Genomic DNA, 19,112 nt, shown 5'->3' on the forward strand with positions numbered 1-19,112 from the left:
TCAGGCGAGACCGTTCTCGGTGAGGAACGCCTTCGCGACGGCGGCCGTGTCCTGCTTGTCGACCTGCACCTTGGCCAGGTACGCGGTGAGGTTGGCCGTGGTCAGCTTGGCCGACACCGCGTTCAGCGCGCCGCTGACGGTCGGGTTGCTGGCCGAACTGCGGATCAGCGGGAGCACGTTCTCGGCCAGGTACAGGTTCCGCGGGTCGTCCAGCACGACCAGCTTGTTGGTGGCGATGGCCGAGTCGGTGGAGAAGACGTTGCCGACGTCGATGCTGCCCTTCAGCAGCGCGTTGAGGGTCAGCGGGCCGCCCGCGTCGAGCGGCTTGAACGTCTTGAACTTCACCCCGTACAGCGACTCGAGGCCCTTGAGGCCCTGGTAGCGCTCCTGCCACTCGGGGCCGGCGCCGATCGACAGCTTGCCCGCCACCGGCTTGAGGTCGTCGATCGTCTTCAGGCTGTACTTGGTCGCGGTCGCCTGGGTGACGGTCAGCGTGTCCTTGTCCTCGGCGGCCGACTGGTCGAGCACCTCGGTGCCGGCCGGCAGCACCTTCTTGAGGGCGGCCAGGACGTCGTCGGGCGTGCTCACCCCCGACGGGGCGCCGCCCTTGTTGAGCGCCGAGAGCAGGGCGCCGTTGTACTCGGGCAGCAGGTCGATCGAACCGTCCTGCAGCGCCTTCAGGTAGAGCTCGCGGGCGCCGATGTTGAACTGCCGCTTGACCTGCACCTGCTTGGCCTCGAGGGCCTGGGCGTAGATCTCGGCGAGCAGCTCGCTCTCGGCGAAGTTGGCCGAGCCGATGGTCACCGTGGACGGCGAGTTGCTGCTGCCGCCGCCGTTGGAGCTGCTGAGCGGGTCGTCGTTGGCCCCGCACGCGGCGAGGGCGAGGGCAAGGGAGATGGTGGCCGCCAGGGTGCCGGCCAAACGCGTACGCAACATCGATTGCCTTTCTATTCGAGGTGAAGGCCCGGGGACACGATCCAGCGCTGCGCGAGCGCCAGGACCAGATCGAGCACGACCGCCAGCACCGCGACGACGATGGCGCCGGCCAGCACACGGGAGTAGTCGTTGACGGCCAGGCCGTCGATCAGCAGGCGGCCGAGACCGTTGAGGCCCACCGCCGCGGCCACCGTCGCGGTCGCCACCACCTGGAGGGTGGCGCTGCGGACGCCGCTCATCAGCACCGGCATCGCCATCGGAAGCTCCACTTTGGTCAGCACCTGCCAGGGACGCATGCCCACGCCCTTGGCCGCGTCGACCACCCGGTGGTCGAGGTTGCGCACCCCGGCGTAGGCGGAGGTGAGGATCGGCGGGATGACCAGCACGGTCAGCGCGATGAGCACCGGAGCGAGACCGAGGCCGAGCAGCGTCACCATCAGCATGAGCAGGCCCAGCGTCGGCAGCGAGCGGCCCGCGTTGCCGGCGTTGATGGCGAGGAACGAGCCGCGGCCGGTGTGCCCGATCCAGAGCCCGATCGGCAGCGCGATGGCCGTGCCGATCAGCAGCGCCAGCGCCACGTACCAGAGGTGGGACAGGATCAGCTGGGGAATGCTGCCGTCGGTGGTCAGGCTCCAGTGCGCGCCGTCGAACAGGTACGAGAGGTTCACGCCGCACCCCGTCCGCTCGGTTCAAAACGAGTCCACGGCGTGACGGCCCGCTGCACGAGCACGATCGTCAGGTCGGCCACGGCCGCGAGCAGCACCGACAGGATGATGCCGACCAGGATCGGCTCGATGTAGAACAGCTGGAAGCCGCGGGTGAACAACTGGCCGAGGCCGCCGATGCCGATCAGCGCGCCGACGCTCACCAGGCTGATGTTGGCGACGGTGGCGACCCGCAGCCCGGCCAGGATCACCGGCAACGCGACCGGCAGCTCGACGTCGGTCAGCCGCCGCAGCCGGCGGTAACCCATGGCGGTGGCCGACTGCACGATGAGGGGGTCGACCGAGCGAAGACCATCGGCGACCGTACGCGCGAGCAGCGCCACGGTGTAGATGGTCAGCGCCACGACGATGTTCAGCGGCGACAGGATCTTGGTACCGAGGATCACCGGCAGGAACACGAACAGGGCCAGCGACGGGATCGAGTAGAGCACCCCGCACGTGTTGACCAGCGGGTGGTAGAGCCGGGGAAAGCGCACGCCGAGGTAGCCGATCGGCAGCGCCAGCACGAAACCGACGACCACCGGGATCAGCGCCAGCGCCACGTGCTGCTTGAGCGCGTCGAGGACGGTCTGCCAGTTGTTCGACAGGTAGCTGGTCACGAGCTGGGCTCCGCGGCCCGCTGCCCGCGCCGGGCGGCCAGGTAGTCGACGAGGTCGTGATGGGTGACGACGCCGTCGGCCGCGCCGTCCTCGCCGACCCGCACGGCGATGCCGACCGGGGAGCTGATCGCCAGGTCGGTCACCATTCGCAGCGAGTCGGCGCGGGTGAAGACGCCGCCGGTGCCGGCCACCCCGGTCGCCGAGCGCCAGCCCACCGGGCGGCCAGCCTCGTCGAGCACCAGGTCGGGCCCGGCGTCGGCCACCGGCCGTACCGGAAGATCCGCCGCATTGTCGAACGACAGGCTGCGCAGGCCCCGGTCGCGGCCCACGAACTCGGCCACGAACTCGTCCGCGGGGTGCTCGAGCAGCTCCTGCGGGGTGCCGACCTGGGCGAGCACGCCACCCTGCCGGAAGATCGCGACGACGTCGCCGAGCTTGATCGCCTCGTCGATGTCGTGGGTGACCATCGCGATCGTCTTGCCCAGGTCCTTCTGCAGCCGCAGGAACTCGCGATGCAGGCCGGCGCGCACGACCGGGTCGACGGCGCTGAACGGCTCGTCCATCAGCATGATCGGCGGATCGGCGGCCAGCGCCCGGGCCACGCCGACCCGCTGCTGCTGGCCGCCGGAGAGCTGGGCCGGATAGCGGCCGGCGAACTCGGCGGCGAGGCCGACCCGGTCCAGCAGCGCGAGCGCGTCGGCGCGGGCCTGGCGGCGGGTGCGGCCGAGCAGCATCGGCACGGTGGCGACGTTGTCGAGCACCGTGCGGTGCGGGAAGAGCCCGGCGTGCTGGATGACGTAGCCGATGCCGCGCCGCAGCAGCGCCTCGTCCTGGGCGGCCACGTCCCGGCCGTCGATGAGCACCCGCCCCGAGGTCGGGTTCACCATCCGGTTGATCATGCGGAGCGACGTGGTCTTGCCGCAACCGGACGGTCCGACCAGGACCGTCGTCTTCCCGGTCGGCAGCTCGAGCGAGAGATGGTCCACCGCCGTGCTGCCGCCAGGATAGATCTTCACGACATCCTCGAAGGTGATCATGTCTCCCCATGCAACTCGATGAATACGGCTATTCATACTTCCGGGGTAGTGAATAAGATGTCAACGGTCGGTCGCGAATAGGTGGAAGCAACATGGGCGCTGAGGTCCGGCTCGACGGGCAGACCCTCACGGTCGAGGGCCTGGTCGCCGTGGCTTCCGGCCGGTCGGTGGTCACCGTCGACCGGGCCGCGCTGGGCCTGGTCGAGCGGCGGCACGCGCTGCTGCTCGAGGCCCAGGCGCGCGGGGCCGTCTACGGCGCGAACACGGGCGTGGGCGCCAACCGGAACGAGGTGTCCGACGCCCTTGATCATGGCCTGCGCCTGTTACGCAGCCATTGCGCGGCGGTCGGCCCGGTCGAGGACGACGAGACGGCGCGGGCGGCCATGGCCACCCGGCTCAACCAGATCCTGGCCGGCGGGTCGGGCATCTCGCGGCCGGTGGCGGAGGCGCTGGCCGAGGCCCTGGACGCGGGCGCGGTGCCGACCCTGCACTCGTGGGGCGCGATCGGCACCGGCGATCTGGCCGCGCTCGCCGAGCTGGGGCTGACCCTGGCCGGCGAGCGGCCGTGGCGATCGGGGAACGGGCCGGTCACCACGATCAGCGCCACCGACGCGCTCCCGATGATCAGTTCCAGCGCGGTGACGGTCGCGACCGCGGCGCTCGCCCTGCATCGGGTGCAGGAGCAACTGCGGGCCTCGACGGTGGTGGGCGCGCTGACCTTTCTCGCGCTGCGGGGCAATCCGGAGGCGTACGACGAGCAGGTCCACGCGGCCCGAGCGCATCCCTGCCAGGCGACGGTCGCGGCGGCGCTGCGGGCGATGGTCGGCGGGTGCGCGGCCCCGGCCCGCATCCAGGACCCGTTCGGGCTGCGGGTGGTGCCGCAGGTGACGGCGCCGGCGCTGCACGCGGCCCGGGAACTTTCCGAGGTGCTCGCCGCCGAGCTGAACGCGGCCGCCGAGAACCCGCTCGTGACGGCCGGAGGCGTACGCCATCATGGGCAGTTCCACACCGCGACGATGGCGACCCACCTCGACGCCGTCCGCGGTTCGTTCCTGCCGGTCCTGTCGCTCTCGGCGGCCCGGCTCGGCCTGCTGATGCGCCCCGACCTCACCGGGTTGCGCGCGTTCCTGGCCGCCGGGCCGTCCGGCAGCTCCGGCCTGATGATCAGCGAGTACGTGGTGCAGGACCTGCTCACCGAGATCCGGGTCGGCATGCAGCCGGTCGCGGCCGGCACGCTGAGCATCTCGCTCGGACTCGAGGAGCACGCCAGCTTCGCCACCCAGGGCGCGCGGTCGCTGCGCACGATGACGCAGCTCGCGCCGGCCCTGCTGGCGGCCGAGCTGGTGGCCGCCGTCCGGGCGCTGCGGATGGCGCCCGGGCGGCTCGTGGACGGTCCGGCGCGAGAGGCCTTCGAGCTCGCCGCCGGGGCGCTGGACGCCGACGAGGAGGACCGGCCGCTGGGCGAGGACCTCGACCGCGCCGCCGCCCTGCTGCCGTCCCTGGGGGCGCTGCCGGACCTGGGGTGACGCCGCTCACCAGGGCCCCGCGCCAGGGCCCCGCACCAGGGCCCCGCACCAGGGAGCACACGGGCTCGACGGGCCGGTCCGCCGGGGCACGCTTCGATCCGAAAACGGATCACGAAGGGAAACCCGATGCCCTCCTCCTCACCTGCCGGACCCACCCGTCGCGCCCTGCTCCAGACCGGCGTCGCGGCCGGCGTCGCCGTGGCCGCCGGCGGCGCGCTCGGCGCCGCCCCCGCCGTCGCCGCCGCCACACCGGCCTCGACCGGGATTCGCCCGTTCCGGGCCGCCATCTCCGCCGCCCGGCTCACCGAGCTGCGCCACCGCGTCGGCTCGACCCGCTGGCCGAGCCGCGAGCTGGTCGCCGACCGCTCGCAGGGCGTGCAGCTGGCGACGTCCCAGGCGGTCGCCAAGTACTGGGCGACCCGCTACGACTGGCGCCGTTTCGAGGCGAAGCTCAACGCCCTGCCGCAGTTCACCACCGAGATCGACGGGGTGGACGTCCACTTCGTCCACGTCCGGTCGCCGCACAAGGACGCCCTGCCGCTGCTGGTGACCCACGGCTGGCCGGGCTCGATCGTCGAGTTCCTCGACGCCGCCGGCCCGCTGACCAACCCGACCGCGCACGGCGGCCGCGCCGCCGACGCCTTCCACCTGATCGTGCCGTCGATTCCCGGCTTCGGCTTCTCCGCGCAGCCCACGCAGCTCGGCTGGGACGCGACCCGGGTCGCCAACGCCTGGGTCGAGCTCATGCGCCGCCTGGGCTACACCCGTTACGTGGCGCAGGGCGGCGACGTCGGCGCCTCGGTCACCGACACCCTGGGCCGCCTGGCCCCGACCGGCCTGCTCGGCATCCACCTGAACCTGCTGCTCGCCGCCCTCGGCGGCGCCACCGAGCCGTTGGACACCGCCGAGGAGAAGGCGGCCGACGCCGCGCGCGGCGCGTTCAAGCTCACCGGCAACGGCTACCTGGACGAGCAGTTCCACCGCCCGGAGACGATCGGCTACGCGTTGTCGGACTCCCCCACCGCGCTGGCCGCCTGGATGCTCGACCACGACACCGACAGCTACACGAAGATCTCCCGCGCGTTCGTCGACGGCCGCCCCGCCGGCAACCTGACCCGCGACCATGTCCTCGACAACATCACGCTCTACTGGCTGACCGGCACCGGCGTCTCGGCCGCCCGCATCTACTGGGAGAGCTTCCAGTCGATCCTGGCCGCCGGCAACGCGGCCCCGCCGCCGGTCAAGGTGCCGGTCGGCTTCAGCGCCTTCCCCGGCGAGATCTTCCAGGCGCCGCGCAGCTGGGCCGCCAACGACTACCCCACGCTCAACTACTACAACGCGCCCGCCCGCGGCGGTCACTTCGCCGCCTGGGAGGAGCCGGAGCTGTTCGCCGCCGAGCTGCGGGCGGCGTTCAAGTACCTCCGCTAGTCAGAACCCCCGGCCCGCGGCCGAACAGGGGTGCGGCCGCCGGCTGTTCCTGATCTTCGCGACCTTCAACGTGGCCGTGCAGCGCGGCCCGCACGCTGCGCGGCACGGCCCCGCTGCCGTGGCGGATCGCCGCCGTGGTGGCGGCGGTCCGGCTGGCCTGGTGGTGGTTGCGCGCTCGCCGCGGTGGCGCTGACCGACTCCGGGCACGTCACGGGCTTCCTCGAGCAGGCGCCCGGGGTGCCGCCGCCGGCGCTGGTGACCGTGGCCCTGCGCCGGCGCGACGGGTGCGCGGCGCGGACCCGGCGGCCCGGCTCGCCGGTGACGAGTTCGCCGTCCTGCTCGGCGGCATGGACGCGCCCGAGGACGCGGTCACGGTCGCCGAGCGGCTGCCGAGCGGCTGCTGATCGCGTTGCAGGATCCGGTCACGGTGGGCGGCGCCGTGATCCACCCCGGCGGCAGCATCGGGGTGGCGATCTGGCGTGGTCACCCGGACATCGACGCGCCGCTGCACGACGCCGACACCGCGATGTACGCGGCGAAGACGGCCGGCAAGGGCCGCGTGGTCCACACGCCGGCGCCGGCCCTCAAGGAAGCCGGCCGTCAGGGAAGCCGGAACAGCCGGCCGAACCGCAGGCCCAGCCACGGCCGGCGGCCGGACGCGAAGGCCCCACCGGACCCGATCGCCCGCCACAGCGCGCGCCGCCGGAAGCCGACCAGCAGGGCGTCGCACCCGGACAGGGACAGGACGCAGTCGGCGGCCTCCCCGCCGGCCGGCGCCGACCGGGCCTGTCCGTCGGCCAGCCGGAGCACGAACCGGGGCGCCCGCCGGACGCGGACCTCGAAGCTGCCGGTGAACCCGCGGGCGGCGACCGGGTCGACGAGCAGCGGCAGCATCTCGCTCATCACGACCGGCGCGGCCGCCGCGGCCGAGCGCTCGTCCAGCCACGGCCGCGCCCGCATAGCTCGCGCGAGGTCGTAGCCGTGGACCACGCTCTCGCTGACGCTGAGCGCGGCCAGGGTGCCGACGGTACGGGTGACCTCCGCCCCGTACCACGGCGTGGGCCGGTCGGCGTGCGGGTCGGGGCCGGTGTCGAGTGCGGCGAGCAGCTCGCCGGCGCAGTCGCGCAGCCCGTCGGCGGCCTCGCGCGGGCCGGGGAACGACACCACCGCCAGCGCCCGGGCGTTGGTCGAGGCGACCACGTCGGACAGCGTGCTCCCGGTGCCGAGGTTCTCGGTGATGAACTCGCCGTAGTCGGCGCCGCGCACCGCCAGCGCGAAGGCGCGGTAGACCACGCACAGGTGCGCGACCAGCTGCCCGGCGGTCCACTCCAGCCCGGGCGCCGGGGCGTCCAGATCGGCGGACCGCACCCGCTCGGCCAGGCGGCGGCTCTCGCCGTCCAGCGCGGCGCGCAGGACGCCCAGGTCGGGCTCGACAATCACCCCGGCAGTGTGCCCGACCCCGCTCAGCCGGCCAAGGGGCGCAGCTCGTCGGCGTAGCTCACGGCCCGGCGGCGCAGCACGCCGCCCGGGCTGATCGAGTACTGGCCCATCCGCCACAGCGGCGGCGAGTACGCGTGCAGCGAGACCGAGCCGTCGACGGCGCCCGCCATGCGGTGGATGCGGTCGGGGCCGAAGGCGAAGACCCGGCCCGCGGTAACGACCCGGGTCGCCGGCGTGCCGCCCATCCGGGGCGTGGCCTCGCTCACCGCGCCGCGGGTCACGGCCACCGCGCCCGAGGAGACGTCGTGGTCGTGCCAGCCGGTGTCGTCCACGAGGTTCCAGCACAGCACCCACACGTCGATGTCGCCGTCGCGGTAGAGCGACGCGTAGTGCCGCCGGCCGGTGTCGTGCCGCACCAGCGGCGCCCACAGGTCGGTGCGGGCGGCCAGCTTGCGCACCCAGGCCCGCAGCTCGGCCGGCCGGAGGACCCGGCCGGGCAGCGCGGGCAGGGTGTCGACCATGGTCATCGCGGTTCTCCCAGCAGTCGGCGCGGGTTGGTGGTGTGCATGGCGTGCCGGAAGGCGTCGCCGAGGCCGGGGTCGGCCGATTCCGCGTACGGCCGGTCGGAGCCGTGCACGATCGGGTCGACGCCGACCACCCGGACCATCGCGTCGATCGCCCGGGTGCCGTAGGACGAGGTCTCGTAGAACACCCCGGGGTCCAGGGCGCCGAGCGCGCCGCCGCGGGCCGCCAGCCGCTCGTGGTGCAGCGGCGCCAGGCCGGCCAGCGCCACGAACGCGATGCGCAACGCCGGATGGGACCGGCGGCCGGCGACGTGCCAGGCCAGCCACGCCTGGTGCAGCTGCGACACGTACGGCACCAGGGCCGGCCACCACCCGGGCAGGCCGGGATCGCCGGCCGGCGCCGGGCCGGGGTGCACGAGCACGGGCTTGCCGGCGCTCTCGGCCGCGGCCAGCAGCGGCCCCACGCGGGCGAGGGCGGCCGGGTCGGCGAGCGCGGTCGCGGGCAGTTGCAGGCCGGCCACCCGCTCCTCGCGCAGCACCTTGGCCAGGCCGTCGGGGTCGGGATCGGCGACCGAGGCCGCCGCCCACACCCGGAACGGGTCGCCCAGCTCGAGGGCGCTCTCATGCCAGACGTCGATCAGGTCGGCGCCCTCGTGCGCGGGCAGGTGCTCGATGCCGAGCGGGCTGGAGAGCGAGACCAGCGCCCGGCCGGCGCCCCCGGCCCGCTCGCGGGACCGGCGGCGCTCGATGTCGTGGGCGGCCGGGTCGGCCTCGAACGGCGGCTCCCCGGCCAGGTGCAGGGTCCATCCGCGCAGGTAGGGGAACGCGTTGCGGCGGCGCAGGGCGTCCAGGAAGCGGGGCGGCCACAGATGCTGGTGGCAGTCGACCATGCCTGCTCCTTGGGGGCGAGACCGGGAGGGAAGCGCTTCACACGATGCATGGAGTGAAGCGCTTCCCCCCGCTTTCGCGCAAGTCGTTCTCACCATCCGGCGACTGTTACTCTCGGGACGTGTCCGGGCCGGAGCGACGCCGCACGCTGCAGGACCTGGCGGACGCGGCCGGGCTGTCGCTGGCCGCCACCTCGTACGCGCTGCGCGGCGTCCGGGGTTCGGCGGCCACCATCAGCCGGGTCCGCGAGCTGGCCGAGGAACTGGGCTACACGGTCGATCCGATCGCCCGGGCGCTGGCCAGCGGGCGTACCGGATCGGTCGGCGTGAGCGGCTCGCTGCGCGACCTGTGGCAGCAGGATTTCTCGGTGCTGCTCACCCGCGCGCTGCGGCGCCGCGGACGGTACGCGACCATCGCCGACGCCGACGCCGACCCGGAGCAGGAACGGCTGATCGTCGAGCAGTTCGCCGCCCAGCGCGTGGACGGCGCCCTGGTCTCCCCCGTCGACCCGACCGCCGGCTACTGGCGGCTGCTCGGCCCCGACGTGGCGGTCGTCGCGATCGGCGACGCCCTCACCGCCCGGCCGGGCTCGGGCAGCGTGCTGTTCGACAACCGGTACGGCGTCGAGACCGCCCTCGCCCACCTCGCCGGGCTCGGCCACCGCCGGATCGGCCTGCTCGCCCCCGCGCTGCCGTCGACCCCGGGCCGGCCCGCCCAGGTGCTCGCGGCCGAGGTCGCCGCCCGCCTCGGCATCGAGCTGGCCGAGGTCTCGGCGCCCGCCGCCACGGCCGAGGCGGTCGAGGTCGCGGCCGAGCTGCTGGCCGGTCCCGGGCGCCCGACCGCGGTGTTCGGCCTGAGCGACTCGCTGGCCTTCGCCGTCTACCGGGCCGCGCGCGAGGCCGGCCTGCGGGTGCCGGACGACCTGTCGGTGGTCGGCTACGACGACCATCAGATGGCCCAGCTGGTCGACCCGGGACTGACCACGATGGCCTGGGACGAGGACGCGATGGTCGAGGCGGCCGTCGATCAGCTGGAGAACCCGGTTTCGGACGCCCCGCCGTTCCGGCCCGAGCTCATCGTCCGGGGATCGACCAGCCCTTTTCGAGCCGGCTGACGATCCGGTCGAGGTCACGGCCGAACGGGCGGTCGGCGGCTTCCCGCGGCATGTCCGCCAGGGCCGGCTCGCCGCGCAGCAGCCGCGCCTGGTTGACCGCCAGCAGCTCGCAGGCGAGCACGTCGCGCAGGCCGCCGACCGCCTCGCCGAGGCACTCGGCGGCCTCGAAGCCGAAGCTCTGCGCGTCCTCCTGGCCCAGCGACGTCTCCATCGCGCCGATCAGGGCCGGGGCGGCGAAGCGGCGCAGCCGGTGCACGGTGCCGGCCGCCCGCTTGTGCACGGTCACCATGCCGGCGTGCAGCCCGGGGGCGTCGGAGAGCTGCCGGGGCAGGCCGGTGACCGCGGCGTCGAGCAGCCGGTGCAGCCGGGCCGCGCCCAGCTCGGCCAGGTGGATCAGCGCCGTGGTCAGCGCGCCGAGCGCCGCCGCCAGGTCGGTGCCGGCGAAGCCGAACGTGCCCACGAACCGGCCGCCGAGGTGGGCCGGGGAGTCGGTGACGGCATCGAGGGCCCGGTCGGCGGCGGCGTCGAGCGCGGTCACCGCCCGCCGCGCCACGGCGACGGCGGGCGCGGTGACCCGGAACGACACCGGCGCCTGCAACGCGGCGGCCGGGTCGCCGCCGGGATGACCCGACCGCAGCGCCGCCAGCACCGCGTCGAGCTCCGGGCTGTCGGCCAGGGCCGGGTGCAGCGGGTCGCGGCTGGCCCGGATGACGGCGTGCGAGGCGGCCGCCGCGGCCAGGGTCTGGTCGAGCAGGACCCGGGCGTCGCGGGCGCCGAGCACGGCCAGGCCGGTCAGGCCGGGCACGCCCTCGAGGAAGGCGACGCCCTCCTTCGCCTCGAACGGCCGCGGTTCCAGCCCGGCCACCGCCAGCGCCGGGGCGGCGTCGACCGGTCCGCCGGCGGCGTCGAGCACCTGGCCGGAGCCGATCAGGACGGCGCCGGCGTGGGCGAGCGGGATGATCTCGCCGGCCGCGCCGCCGCGCAGCGGGACCGCGGGCACGACGTCGGCGTCCAGCAGGGCGGCCAGGAAGAGGCACAGCCGCGGGGAGACGCCGGCGGCCGGGTGCAGCAGCGTGCGCAGCCGGGCGGCGAGCAGCGCGCGGGACTCGTCGCGGCGCAGCCACGGCGCCGAGCCGACGGCCCGGCCGATCATCAGGGTGTTCTGCTGCCGGGCGCGGGCCTCGGCGTCCAGCCGTACGCCGGACATCGCCCCCATTCCGGTGTTCACCCCGTAGACCGGCTCGTCCCCGTCCAGGTCGGCCAGGGCCGAGCGGCGGCTCGCGGCGAGCTCGTCGAGCAGTTCCGGGGCGAGGACGACCCGGCATTCGCCGCGCGCCACCTCCTCGATCGCCGCCCGGTCGAGGTCGGCGGGGCGCCGGATCGTGCGGGCCCTCATCGGTATCGCAGCATGGCGCCGGCGTCGGCGGCCTCGGCCCGGGTGAGGATCAGGTGGCCGAGGGCGACGTCGAGGATGGACAGTCCCCGGTGCCAGAACAGGATCCGCTCGTCGTCGCTCTCCCGGCCCGGCTTGCGGCCGCTGACGACGTCACCGATCTCGGCGTACAGGGTCTCCTCGGTGAGCCGGCCGGTGTCGACGTGGGCGCGCAGGGCGCCGAACCGGCCGGAGCGGGACTCGCGCCAGTCGTCGACGACCACCTTGTCCATCACGTCGAGCAGGTCGAGCTCCACGGCGCTGACCGTGCCGTACGGGACCACGAAAGCGCCCGGCCGGACCGCCGCCGTACGCAGAAGCGGGGTTGGTTCCTCCAGCCGCGAGGCCTCGACCAGGATGTCCGCCTGGTCGAAGGCCTCGTCCGCGGTGGCGACCGCGCGCACCGGGGTGCCGGTGACCTCCCGCAGCCGCGCCGCGAACGCCTCGCGCGACTCCGGCCGGCGGCTGGTCACCCGGATCTCCTCGAGCGGGAAGAGGCTGTCGAGCATGGTGACGTTGGCGAAGGCGGTGCCCCGGGCGCCGACGTGGCCGAGCACCCGCGAGCCGGCCCGGGCCAGATATTTGGCGCCGACGGCGGTCATCGCGCCGGTGCGCACCTCGGTGATCAGGGTGGCGTCCAGGATCGCCAGAGGCGTCCCGGTGAACGGGTCGTAGAGCGTCATGAGGGCCAGCTCGCTGGGCAGGCCGAGCCGGTAGTTGGGCACGAAGTCGCCGACCACCTTGACGCCGCTCAGCCCGTGCTCGCCGAGGGTGGACACGTGCCCGCGCAGGACGTTGAAGTGTCCGGCGCCGCCGTTGTCGGGCACCAGGTGCACCCGCGGCTCGAAGACCGTGCGGCCCCGGCCGTGCGCGTCCACGACGGACTCCACGGCCGCGATCACCTCGGCGTTCGTGATGCCGAGGCCGTCGACGTCCGGGCCGGAGAGGAACCGGAGCCAGAGCGGCGGGCCCCCGTGAATCATGTAATGCACCCTATAGCCTTGGCGTTTCAAGTTATTCAGCGCGGGCGGACGGGAGCCTCCCATGACGCAGCTCGACACCGGAGGCGCCGACTGGCTGCTCGCCCGGGCCCGGCGGCACCGGCTCTCCCCCACCCAGCGCCAGATCGTGCAGCGCATGCTGGCCATGTTCCCCGGCGTCGCCTTCATGTCGACGGTCGAGATCGCCGAGCAGACCGGCGTCAGCCAGCCCACGGTCACCCGGCTCGCGACCGCGCTCGGCTTCGCCGGCTTCCCCGAGTTCCGCGCCGCCCTGCGCGACGCCGTCCTGACCGGCCGGCCCGGCCACCCGCCCGCTCCCCGGGCCGGCGCCGTCGACCAGGAGCTCGCCAACCTGGAGAGCCTCAAGCGCGAGCTCGGCGACGACCGGATGCGCGAGGCCGTCCGCCTGCTGGCCGGCGGCGGCCCGCTCGGCGTGATCGGGCTGCGCGCGTCGGCCGCCCTGGCCGACTACTTCGGCTACTTCGCGCGGCGGGTGCTCCCGGCGGTGACCGTCGGCACCGACGCGGCGACCGTCGAGGACACCGTCCTCGAGCTGCACCAGCGGGGCGCGGGCGCGCTGCTGGCGTTCGCCATGCCCCGCTACCCGGCCGGCACGATCGCCGCCGTCCGCCTGGCCCGCCGCCTGGGCCTGGCGACGGTCGTGGTCACCGACACCGCGCTGGCGCCCTTCGCCGCGGACGCCGACGTGCTGCTGGTCGCCCCCGTCGGCACCGGCCTGGTCTTCGACTCGCACGCGGCCGTCGTGGTGCTGGCGGTCAGCCTGCTCGACGCGATCGCCGCCACCGACCCCGAGCGCACCCAGCGACGCCTCGAGGCCCACGAGTCCCTCGTCGAGGGCTGGGTCCTGGACTGACGCCGGTCCGTAGCGGAACGCGCCGACCAGGGCGTTGAGTTCGGTCGCCATCGCGTCCAGGTCGCCGCGGTCGATCTCGGCGGTGGTCGCCGGCGTTCCGGAAGTTCAGCTGCATCACCTGGCGCTCGAGCACCTCGAGACGGCCGACCCGGCCGGCGATCCGGCTCCGCGACCGCGACTCGGCGACGGCTGAGGCACTGACACCGGGCTCACACCGGCGACAGGGCGATGTCAGCGCCGTGTGCGGGCCGTGTCAGTGCGGCCCGGCAGTCTGCTTGCCGAGACACGAAGACGAAGGGACGGAAGATCATGAGCGATCTCGTGGTACGGGCGGAGGGCCTCCGCAAGCGGTTCGGGACCACCCAGGCTCTCGACGGGGTGGACCTGGCCATGCGCCGCGGCACGGTGCTCGGCGTGCTCGGGCCGAACGGCGCCGGCAAGACCACCGCGGTACGCGTGCTCGCCACGCTGCTGCGGCCGGATTCCGGGCATGCGGAGGTGGCCGGCATCGACGTGCTGAAGCAGCCCCAGCGGGTGCGCCGCCGGATCGGGCTGACCGGTCAGTACGCCTCGGTCGACGAGGACCTGACCGGCACCCAGAACCTGGTGCTGATCGGGCAGCTGCTCGATCTCACGACGAAGGACGCCCGCAAGCGCGCGGCCGAGCTGCTCGAGTGGTTCGACCTCGCCGAGGCCGCCGGGCGACCGGCCAAGACCTACTCGGGCGGCATGCGGCGCCGGCTCGACCTGGCCGCGAGCCTGGTCGGCCACCCCGAGGTGATCTTCCTGGACGAGCCGACCACCGGCCTCGACCCGGCCAAGCGCGAGGACATGTGGGGCGTCGTGCGCACCCAGATCACCCAGGGCTCGAGCGTGCTGCTGACCACGCAGTACCTGGAGGAGGCGGACGCGCTCGCCGACGAGATCGTGGTGATCAACCACGGCCGGGTGATCGCCCACGACACCCCGGACGGCCTCAAGCGCCGGGTCGGTGGCCTGACCCTGAAGGTGCGCCCGGCCGACCCGGCCCGGCTGGGCGACGCGATGGCCGTGCTCGACGCGGTCGCCGCCCCCGGCACGAACGCCTCGTCCGACACCGCCGCCGGCGCCCGCCCGGGCGCGATCTCGGTGCCGGTCACCGGCGACACCGCCCTCGACGAGGCGCTCCCGGCCCTGCGCCGGGCCGGCATCGAGTTCGTCGACCTCGGCGTGCACCTGCCCAGCCTCGACGAGGTGTTCCACGCACTGACCGGCGACGACCCCGAAACCGCTGCGCCCAAGGAGGCTGAGCTCGTATGACGACTCTCGACGTGCCCGTTCGCAACATCGTCGGCGACATCGACAAGCCTCGCGGCGGCTCGCTGGCCGCGCTGGCCCGGCACAGCGTCGCGCTGGCCCGGCGAAGTCTGATCAAGACCATCCGGACGCCGGAGGCCCTGATCGACGTGACCCTCCAGCCGGTGATCTTCCTGCTGCTGTTCACCTACCTGCTCGGCGGCGCGATCTCCGGCGGCCACCGGGACGACTACCTGCAGTTCCTGCTGCCGGGCATGCTCGCGCAGTCGCTCGCGATGGGCGGCATCGCGCTCGGCCAGAACCTCAATGCCGACATCGAGAAGGGCGTCTTCGACCGCTTCCGGTCACTGCCGGTGGCCCGGTCGGCGCCGCTGGTCGGGGCGGTCGCGGCCGACGTCGTGCGGTACCTGACCGTCTGCGTGGTGATGCTCGGCTTCGGCACGATCATGGGCTTCCGGGTCGAGACCGGCTTCCTGCCGGCCGTCGCGGCGGTGGCCCTGTCGATCGCGTTCGGCCTGTGCTTCTGCTGGATCTCGGTCTGGGTCGGCATGATCGTGCGGACCTCGGGCGCCGTGCAGGGCGTGATGTTCCTGCTGATCTTCCCGCTGTCGTTCGGCAGCAACGTGTTCGTGCAGACCAACACCCTGCCCGGCTGGTTGCAGGGCTTCGTGCACCTCAACCCGATCACACCGCTGGTCGACACGATCCGCGGGCTGCTGATCGGCGGCCCGGTGGCCGGTCACCTGTGGGCGACGCTGGCCTGGATGGCCGGCCTGCTGATCGTGTTCGTCCCGCTCGCGCTGCGGGCCTACGCCCGGCGGGCCTGAGCCGATTGTTTCTGGTCCCCGGCCGGCAGCGCCTCGCGGCGCAGCCGGGCCGGGTCGACCTGCGTCAGGGCGGTCTTGCCGTCCTGCTTCCATCCCATCTCGTACGCCTCCGCGAAGCGCTCCTCGCCGAGAGCGGCCCGGCTGCGGCCGCTCAGGTCGATGATCTGCACCTCGGTGCGGTCATGGGTGCCGCGCAGCCGGGCCGCCGCGCCCAGCAGCAGCGCGGTGTCGAGGTGCCGGCCGTAGAGGTCCGCGAGGCTCGCGGCGACCACCGCCACCATGGCCAGGATCGGCATGTCGCGGCTCTCCACCGCGGCCTCGTACGCCCCGGCCAGCGCCGCCTCCGCACCCGGCCCGTCGCCGGACTGCACGCAGAGGGTCGCCCGCACCGCGCCGGTCAGCGCCCGCCCGTGGTCGCCGGCGAACGCCGGGACCCGGCGCATGCCCTCCTCGGCCGCGTCGCACAGCTCCCGCGCCCGGTCGAGCTCGCCCATCCGGGACCACAGCCCGGCCTCGAGCGCGTCGAGCAGGATGACCATCTCGGGCGAGGACGAGCGCAGCGCCCGCTCCCGGGTGGCGGCGATCATCGCGACCGCCCGGTCGTGGTCGTTGCGCCGCACGTAGAGGTCGATCCAGCGCATGTCGATGAAGATCTCGTCGCTCAGGCTCAGCGAGCCGAAGTCGCGGGCCAGTCGCTTGGCCTCGCTCAGGTCGGCCAGCGCGCCGTCGAGGTCGCCGTCGTACTGCCGCAGCAGCGCCCGCATCGGCAGCGCGGTGGCCAGCCCCCACCGGTCGCCGGTGCGGCCGAAGCACTCCAGCGCGCCGGCGATGTCGACGCGTACCTGATCGGTGTCGCCGTCGTTCTCGGCGAACTGGGCCCGGAACATGTGCGCGAGGCCGGCCAGCCACGGGTCGGAGCCGTCGATCAGGCGCTGGACGATCTCCAGCGCCTTCTCCGTCTCCTCCAGGAACGCGAGCGTCACCGCGATCAGGGCGCCGGCCAGGCCGGGCACGTGCGGGTACGCGAGGAGGCGGTCGGCCAGCGAGCGGAGCTGGGCCTGGTGGGTCTTGACCGTCGCCTCGGTGGTGGCCATCGAGCGCGAGCTGATCTTGTTGAGCAGCATCACCGCCTCACCACAGTCCCGGTCCAGATCGCTACCGATACCTGGTCCTTCGGACGGCATGGAGAACCCGGGCCCCGCTGGGGCCGGCGTCGGGGTTGCGCTCAACGCCTCGCCCATCCAGTACGCGGCGTCGCTGTGCCGGCCGAACATCTGCCAGTACCAGGTCAGGTTGAGCGCGAGGCCGACCGCGGCGCCGCCGTCCCCGATGTCGCAGTAGTGGCGGACGGCGGCCAGCGCGTTGTCGTACTCGGCGCGCATCACCGCCAGCGCCGCCAGCTGGTCGCGGCCGCGCAGCTGCGGATCGTAGTGCTCGACCAGCGCGGACAGATGGCCGGCGGCCAGGCTCCGGACGGCCTCGAGCTCGCCCCGCTCGGCGAGCCGCTCGACGCCGTACTCGCGCAGGGTCTCCAGCATCCGGTAGCGGCCCGCGTCCGGCGCGAGCTGCAGCAGCGACCGGTCGACCAGGGCCGCCAGCAGGTCGGGCACGAGCGCGGGGGGCACCTCGCCGGCGCAGACCGCGATGGCCGAGGCGGGGGTCACGCCGCCGGGCAGCACCGAGACGCGCTCGGCCACCGCCCGCTCGTGGTCGCCGAGCAGATCCCAGCTCCAGGCGATGACCCCGCGCAGCGTGCGATGCCGGGGCTGGGCCGTGCGGCTGCCGGTGGTGAGCAGCCGGAACCGGTCGGACAGGCCGTCGGCGAGCTCGGTCAGCGACAGCGTGCGCAGGCGGGCGGCGGCCAGCTCGAGCGCCAGCGGCATGCCGTCCAGACCGCGCACCACCCGTACCACGTCGGCCAGGGTCTCCTCGTCGACGTCGAACCCGGGCCGCACGGCCGCCGCCCGGGCCGTGAACAGGCGCACCGACGCCGTACGCCGGGCCTCGGCGACGCCATCGGCCGGGTCGGGCAGGGTCAGCGGGCCGAGCGGGACCAGTGCCTCGCCGTCGACCGCGAGCGTCTCCCGGCTGGTGGCCAGCACCCGCAGCCCGGCGCAGCGCGGCAGCAGCGCGTCGACCAGGTGCGCGACCGCGTCGATCAGGTGCTCGCAGTTGTCGACCAGCAGCAGCGTCTCGCGGCCGTTGAGCTGCTCGGTGAGCACGTCCAGCTCGCCGCCGTCGAACATCTTGGAGGGCTCGAACAGCGCGGCGCCGCGCAGCCCGATCGCGGCCAGCATGGCGGCGCCGACCTTCGCCGGCTCGGTCACCGAGGCGAGGTCGATCATCCAGGCGCCGTCACGGTACTCATGGCGGTGGCGGCGGGCCGCCTCCAGCGCGATGCGGGTCTTGCCGGCGCCGCCGGGGCCGACGACGGTGACGAGGCGGCCGGTGGCGAGCAGCGTGTCGATCCGGCCGAGGTCGTCGTCGCGGCCGATGAAGCTGCTCACCGGCGCCGGCAGGTTGCTCGGCGGCGGCGCGGCGCTCTCGTCCGGGAACGGCGGGGCGGGCGGGTCGGCGGGCGCGCGCAGCAGGCGCAGGTGCCGCTCGCGCAGGGCGGCGCCGGGGTCGGCGCCGAGGCTGTCGGCGAGGGCCTCGCGGACGCGCTCGTAGAGGGCCAGGGCCTCGGCCTGGCGGCCCTGAGCGGCGAGCGCGTCCATCGACAGGGCGGCGATCCGCTCGTCCAGCGGGTGCTCGGCGAGCAGGGCGGCGAGCCGCTCCCCCGCCGCCGCGGCCTTGCCCAGCGCCAGCTCGGCCTCGGCCAGGTCGGCGTGGGCCTCGACGGCGGTGCGGGCCAGCCGGGTCGCGGCCGGGGGCGCCACGGCGGCGATCGCGCCCGGTTCGGCGCCGGCCGGGTCGCTCCAGAGCAGGACGGCGGCGCCGAGCAGGTCGGCCGCGCCCAGCGGGTCGCCGGCGCGCAGCCGGTCGCGGCCGCCGGCGGCCAGCCGCTCGAAGCGCAGCGCGTCGACGTCGTCGGCGGCGACGTCGAGCCGGTAGCCGCCCTCGACCTGGGCCACGGCGCCGGCCGCGCCGAGCATCCGGCGCAGGCGGGAGACCAGGGACTGCAGGGCGTTGGCCGGGTCGCCGGGGCCCTCCTCGGGCCAGAGCGCGTCGACCAGCGTGCCGGGGTCGACGGCGCGGCCGCCGGCCAGGGCGAGACGGACGAGCAGCCCGCGCAGGCGCGCACCGGGAATGGGCACGACGACGCCGCCGCGCGACACCTCGAAGGTGCCCAGCAGCGTCACGCGCAGCCGCAACGCCGAGTCCCCGTGCCCGCCCACCCGCCGATCCTCTCGCGCGCGGGCCCGCGTACCCAAATCAACGCGTGAGTCGAATCTCTCAGCGTCGCCTCAGCTTGTGGATGACCTGCCGGTCTCGATGGGCGCGTTGCCGGTGGCGGTCGACCCT

The 19,112-nt window shown here is 74.4% G+C and carries 17 protein-coding genes and 1 pseudogene; 8 read left to right on the top strand and 10 right to left on the bottom strand.

The window, feature by feature from the left end; all coding sequences use genetic code 11:
• The 4 genes from ACZ6TB_RS30105 to ACZ6TB_RS30120 are packed head-to-tail and all read right to left on the bottom strand — an operon-like array spanning nt 1 to nt 3,297.
• A complete protein-coding gene (locus tag ACZ6TB_RS30105) occupies nt 1–936 on the bottom strand; it encodes an ABC transporter substrate-binding protein (protein WP_465559513.1) in 936 nt (311 codons plus the stop codon).
• Between the two features lie 11 nt (nt 937–947).
• Nucleotides 948–1,604 (bottom strand): ABC transporter permease, encoded by a 657-nt coding sequence (locus ACZ6TB_RS30110; RefSeq protein WP_465559516.1) that lies wholly within the window; start codon nt 1,602–1,604, stop codon nt 948–950.
• Nucleotides 1,601–2,260, bottom strand: coding sequence for an ABC transporter permease (locus ACZ6TB_RS30115; RefSeq protein WP_465559518.1), 660 nt, complete (start codon nt 2,258–2,260; stop codon nt 1,601–1,603). The genes ACZ6TB_RS30110 and ACZ6TB_RS30115 overlap by 4 nt, the downstream gene beginning before the upstream one ends.
• Nucleotides 2,257–3,297, bottom strand: coding sequence for an ABC transporter ATP-binding protein (locus ACZ6TB_RS30120; protein ID WP_465559521.1), 1,041 nt, complete (start codon nt 3,295–3,297; stop codon nt 2,257–2,259). Before ACZ6TB_RS30120 ends, ACZ6TB_RS30115 begins: the two co-directional genes overlap by 4 nt.
• 92 nt (nt 3,298–3,389) lie before the next feature.
• On the opposite strand from ACZ6TB_RS30120, the gene ACZ6TB_RS30125 reads away from it, so the two are divergent.
• The 3 genes and pseudogenes from ACZ6TB_RS30125 to ACZ6TB_RS30135 form a co-directional block, all read left to right on the top strand.
• The gene (locus ACZ6TB_RS30125) at nt 3,390–4,823 is read left to right on the top strand and encodes an aromatic amino acid lyase (protein WP_465559524.1); all 1,434 of its coding nucleotides are present in this window, start codon (nt 3,390–3,392) and stop codon (nt 4,821–4,823) included.
• Between the two features lie 126 nt (nt 4,824–4,949).
• Nucleotides 4,950–6,251 carry an epoxide hydrolase family protein gene (locus ACZ6TB_RS30130; protein ID WP_465559527.1) on the top strand — a complete coding sequence of 434 codons (1,302 nt, stop codon included), beginning with the start codon at nt 4,950–4,952 and terminating at the stop codon, nt 6,249–6,251.
• A gap of 439 nt (nt 6,252–6,690) precedes the next feature.
• Nucleotides 6,691–6,747 (top strand): annotated as a pseudogene (locus ACZ6TB_RS30135) (hypothetical protein); the annotation flags it as partial.
• 104 nt (nt 6,748–6,851) lie between these two features.
• Here ACZ6TB_RS30135 and ACZ6TB_RS30140 read toward each other — a convergent pair.
• From ACZ6TB_RS30140 to ACZ6TB_RS30150, 3 genes are read right to left on the bottom strand one after another with little or no spacing between them, the layout of a single operon-like run.
• Nucleotides 6,852–7,691 (bottom strand): maleylpyruvate isomerase N-terminal domain-containing protein, encoded by an 840-nt coding sequence (locus ACZ6TB_RS30140; protein ID WP_465559529.1) that lies wholly within the window; start codon nt 7,689–7,691, stop codon nt 6,852–6,854.
• Between the two features lie 23 nt (nt 7,692–7,714).
• A complete protein-coding gene (locus ACZ6TB_RS30145; RefSeq protein WP_465559532.1) occupies nt 7,715–8,218 on the bottom strand; it encodes a cysteine dioxygenase in 504 nt (167 codons plus the stop codon).
• The gene (locus ACZ6TB_RS30150) at nt 8,215–9,105 is read right to left on the bottom strand and encodes an amidohydrolase family protein (RefSeq protein ID WP_465559535.1); all 891 of its coding nucleotides are present in this window, start codon (nt 9,103–9,105) and stop codon (nt 8,215–8,217) included. The genes ACZ6TB_RS30145 and ACZ6TB_RS30150 overlap by 4 nt, the downstream gene beginning before the upstream one ends.
• A gap of 119 nt (nt 9,106–9,224) precedes the next feature.
• Between ACZ6TB_RS30150 and ACZ6TB_RS30155 the strand changes: the two genes are divergently transcribed.
• Nucleotides 9,225–10,217: a LacI family DNA-binding transcriptional regulator gene (locus ACZ6TB_RS30155; RefSeq protein ID WP_465559538.1), complete on the top strand. Its 993-nt coding sequence runs from the start codon at nt 9,225–9,227 to the stop codon at nt 10,215–10,217.
• On the opposite strand, the gene ACZ6TB_RS30160 is transcribed toward ACZ6TB_RS30155, so the two are convergent.
• Together ACZ6TB_RS30160 and ACZ6TB_RS30165 are read right to left on the bottom strand one after the other, a co-directional pair.
• A complete protein-coding gene (locus ACZ6TB_RS30160) occupies nt 10,177–11,613 on the bottom strand; it encodes an aromatic amino acid lyase (protein ID WP_465559541.1) in 1,437 nt (478 codons plus the stop codon). The genes ACZ6TB_RS30155 and ACZ6TB_RS30160 overlap by 41 nt on opposite strands.
• Nucleotides 11,610–12,632 (bottom strand): ornithine cyclodeaminase family protein, encoded by a 1,023-nt coding sequence (locus ACZ6TB_RS30165; protein ID WP_465559544.1) that lies wholly within the window; start codon nt 12,630–12,632, stop codon nt 11,610–11,612. The genes ACZ6TB_RS30160 and ACZ6TB_RS30165 overlap by 4 nt, the downstream gene beginning before the upstream one ends.
• A 61-nt stretch (nt 12,633–12,693) precedes the next feature.
• On the opposite strand from ACZ6TB_RS30165, the gene ACZ6TB_RS30170 reads away from it, so the two are divergent.
• The 4 genes from ACZ6TB_RS30170 (at nt 12,694) to ACZ6TB_RS30185 (ending at nt 15,647) form a co-directional block, all read left to right on the top strand.
• Entirely contained in the window at nt 12,694–13,524 is an 831-nt protein-coding gene (locus ACZ6TB_RS30170; protein ID WP_465559547.1) for a MurR/RpiR family transcriptional regulator, read from the top strand.
• Nucleotides 13,525–13,558: 34 nt separating this feature from the next.
• Nucleotides 13,559–13,717, top strand: a complete 159-nt coding sequence (locus ACZ6TB_RS30175) for a hypothetical protein (protein WP_465559550.1) — start codon at nt 13,559–13,561, stop codon at nt 13,715–13,717.
• A 116-nt stretch (nt 13,718–13,833) separates the two neighbouring features.
• Nucleotides 13,834–14,823, top strand: coding sequence for an ATP-binding cassette domain-containing protein (locus ACZ6TB_RS30180; protein ID WP_465559553.1), 990 nt, complete (start codon nt 13,834–13,836; stop codon nt 14,821–14,823).
• On the top strand, nt 14,820–15,647 hold the full coding sequence (locus ACZ6TB_RS30185) for an ABC transporter permease (protein WP_465559556.1): 828 nt from the start codon (nt 14,820–14,822) through the stop codon (nt 15,645–15,647). Before ACZ6TB_RS30180 ends, ACZ6TB_RS30185 begins: the two co-directional genes overlap by 4 nt.
• Here ACZ6TB_RS30185 and ACZ6TB_RS30190 read toward each other — a convergent pair.
• Nucleotides 15,629–18,985: a BTAD domain-containing putative transcriptional regulator gene (locus ACZ6TB_RS30190; protein WP_465559559.1), complete on the bottom strand. Its 3,357-nt coding sequence runs from the start codon at nt 18,983–18,985 to the stop codon at nt 15,629–15,631. The two genes, ACZ6TB_RS30185 and ACZ6TB_RS30190, sit on opposite strands and share 19 nt — an antisense overlap.
• Between the last annotated feature and the right edge of the window lie 127 nt (nt 18,986–19,112).

Source organism: Actinoplanes sp. NPDC051537 (assembly GCF_055586105.1).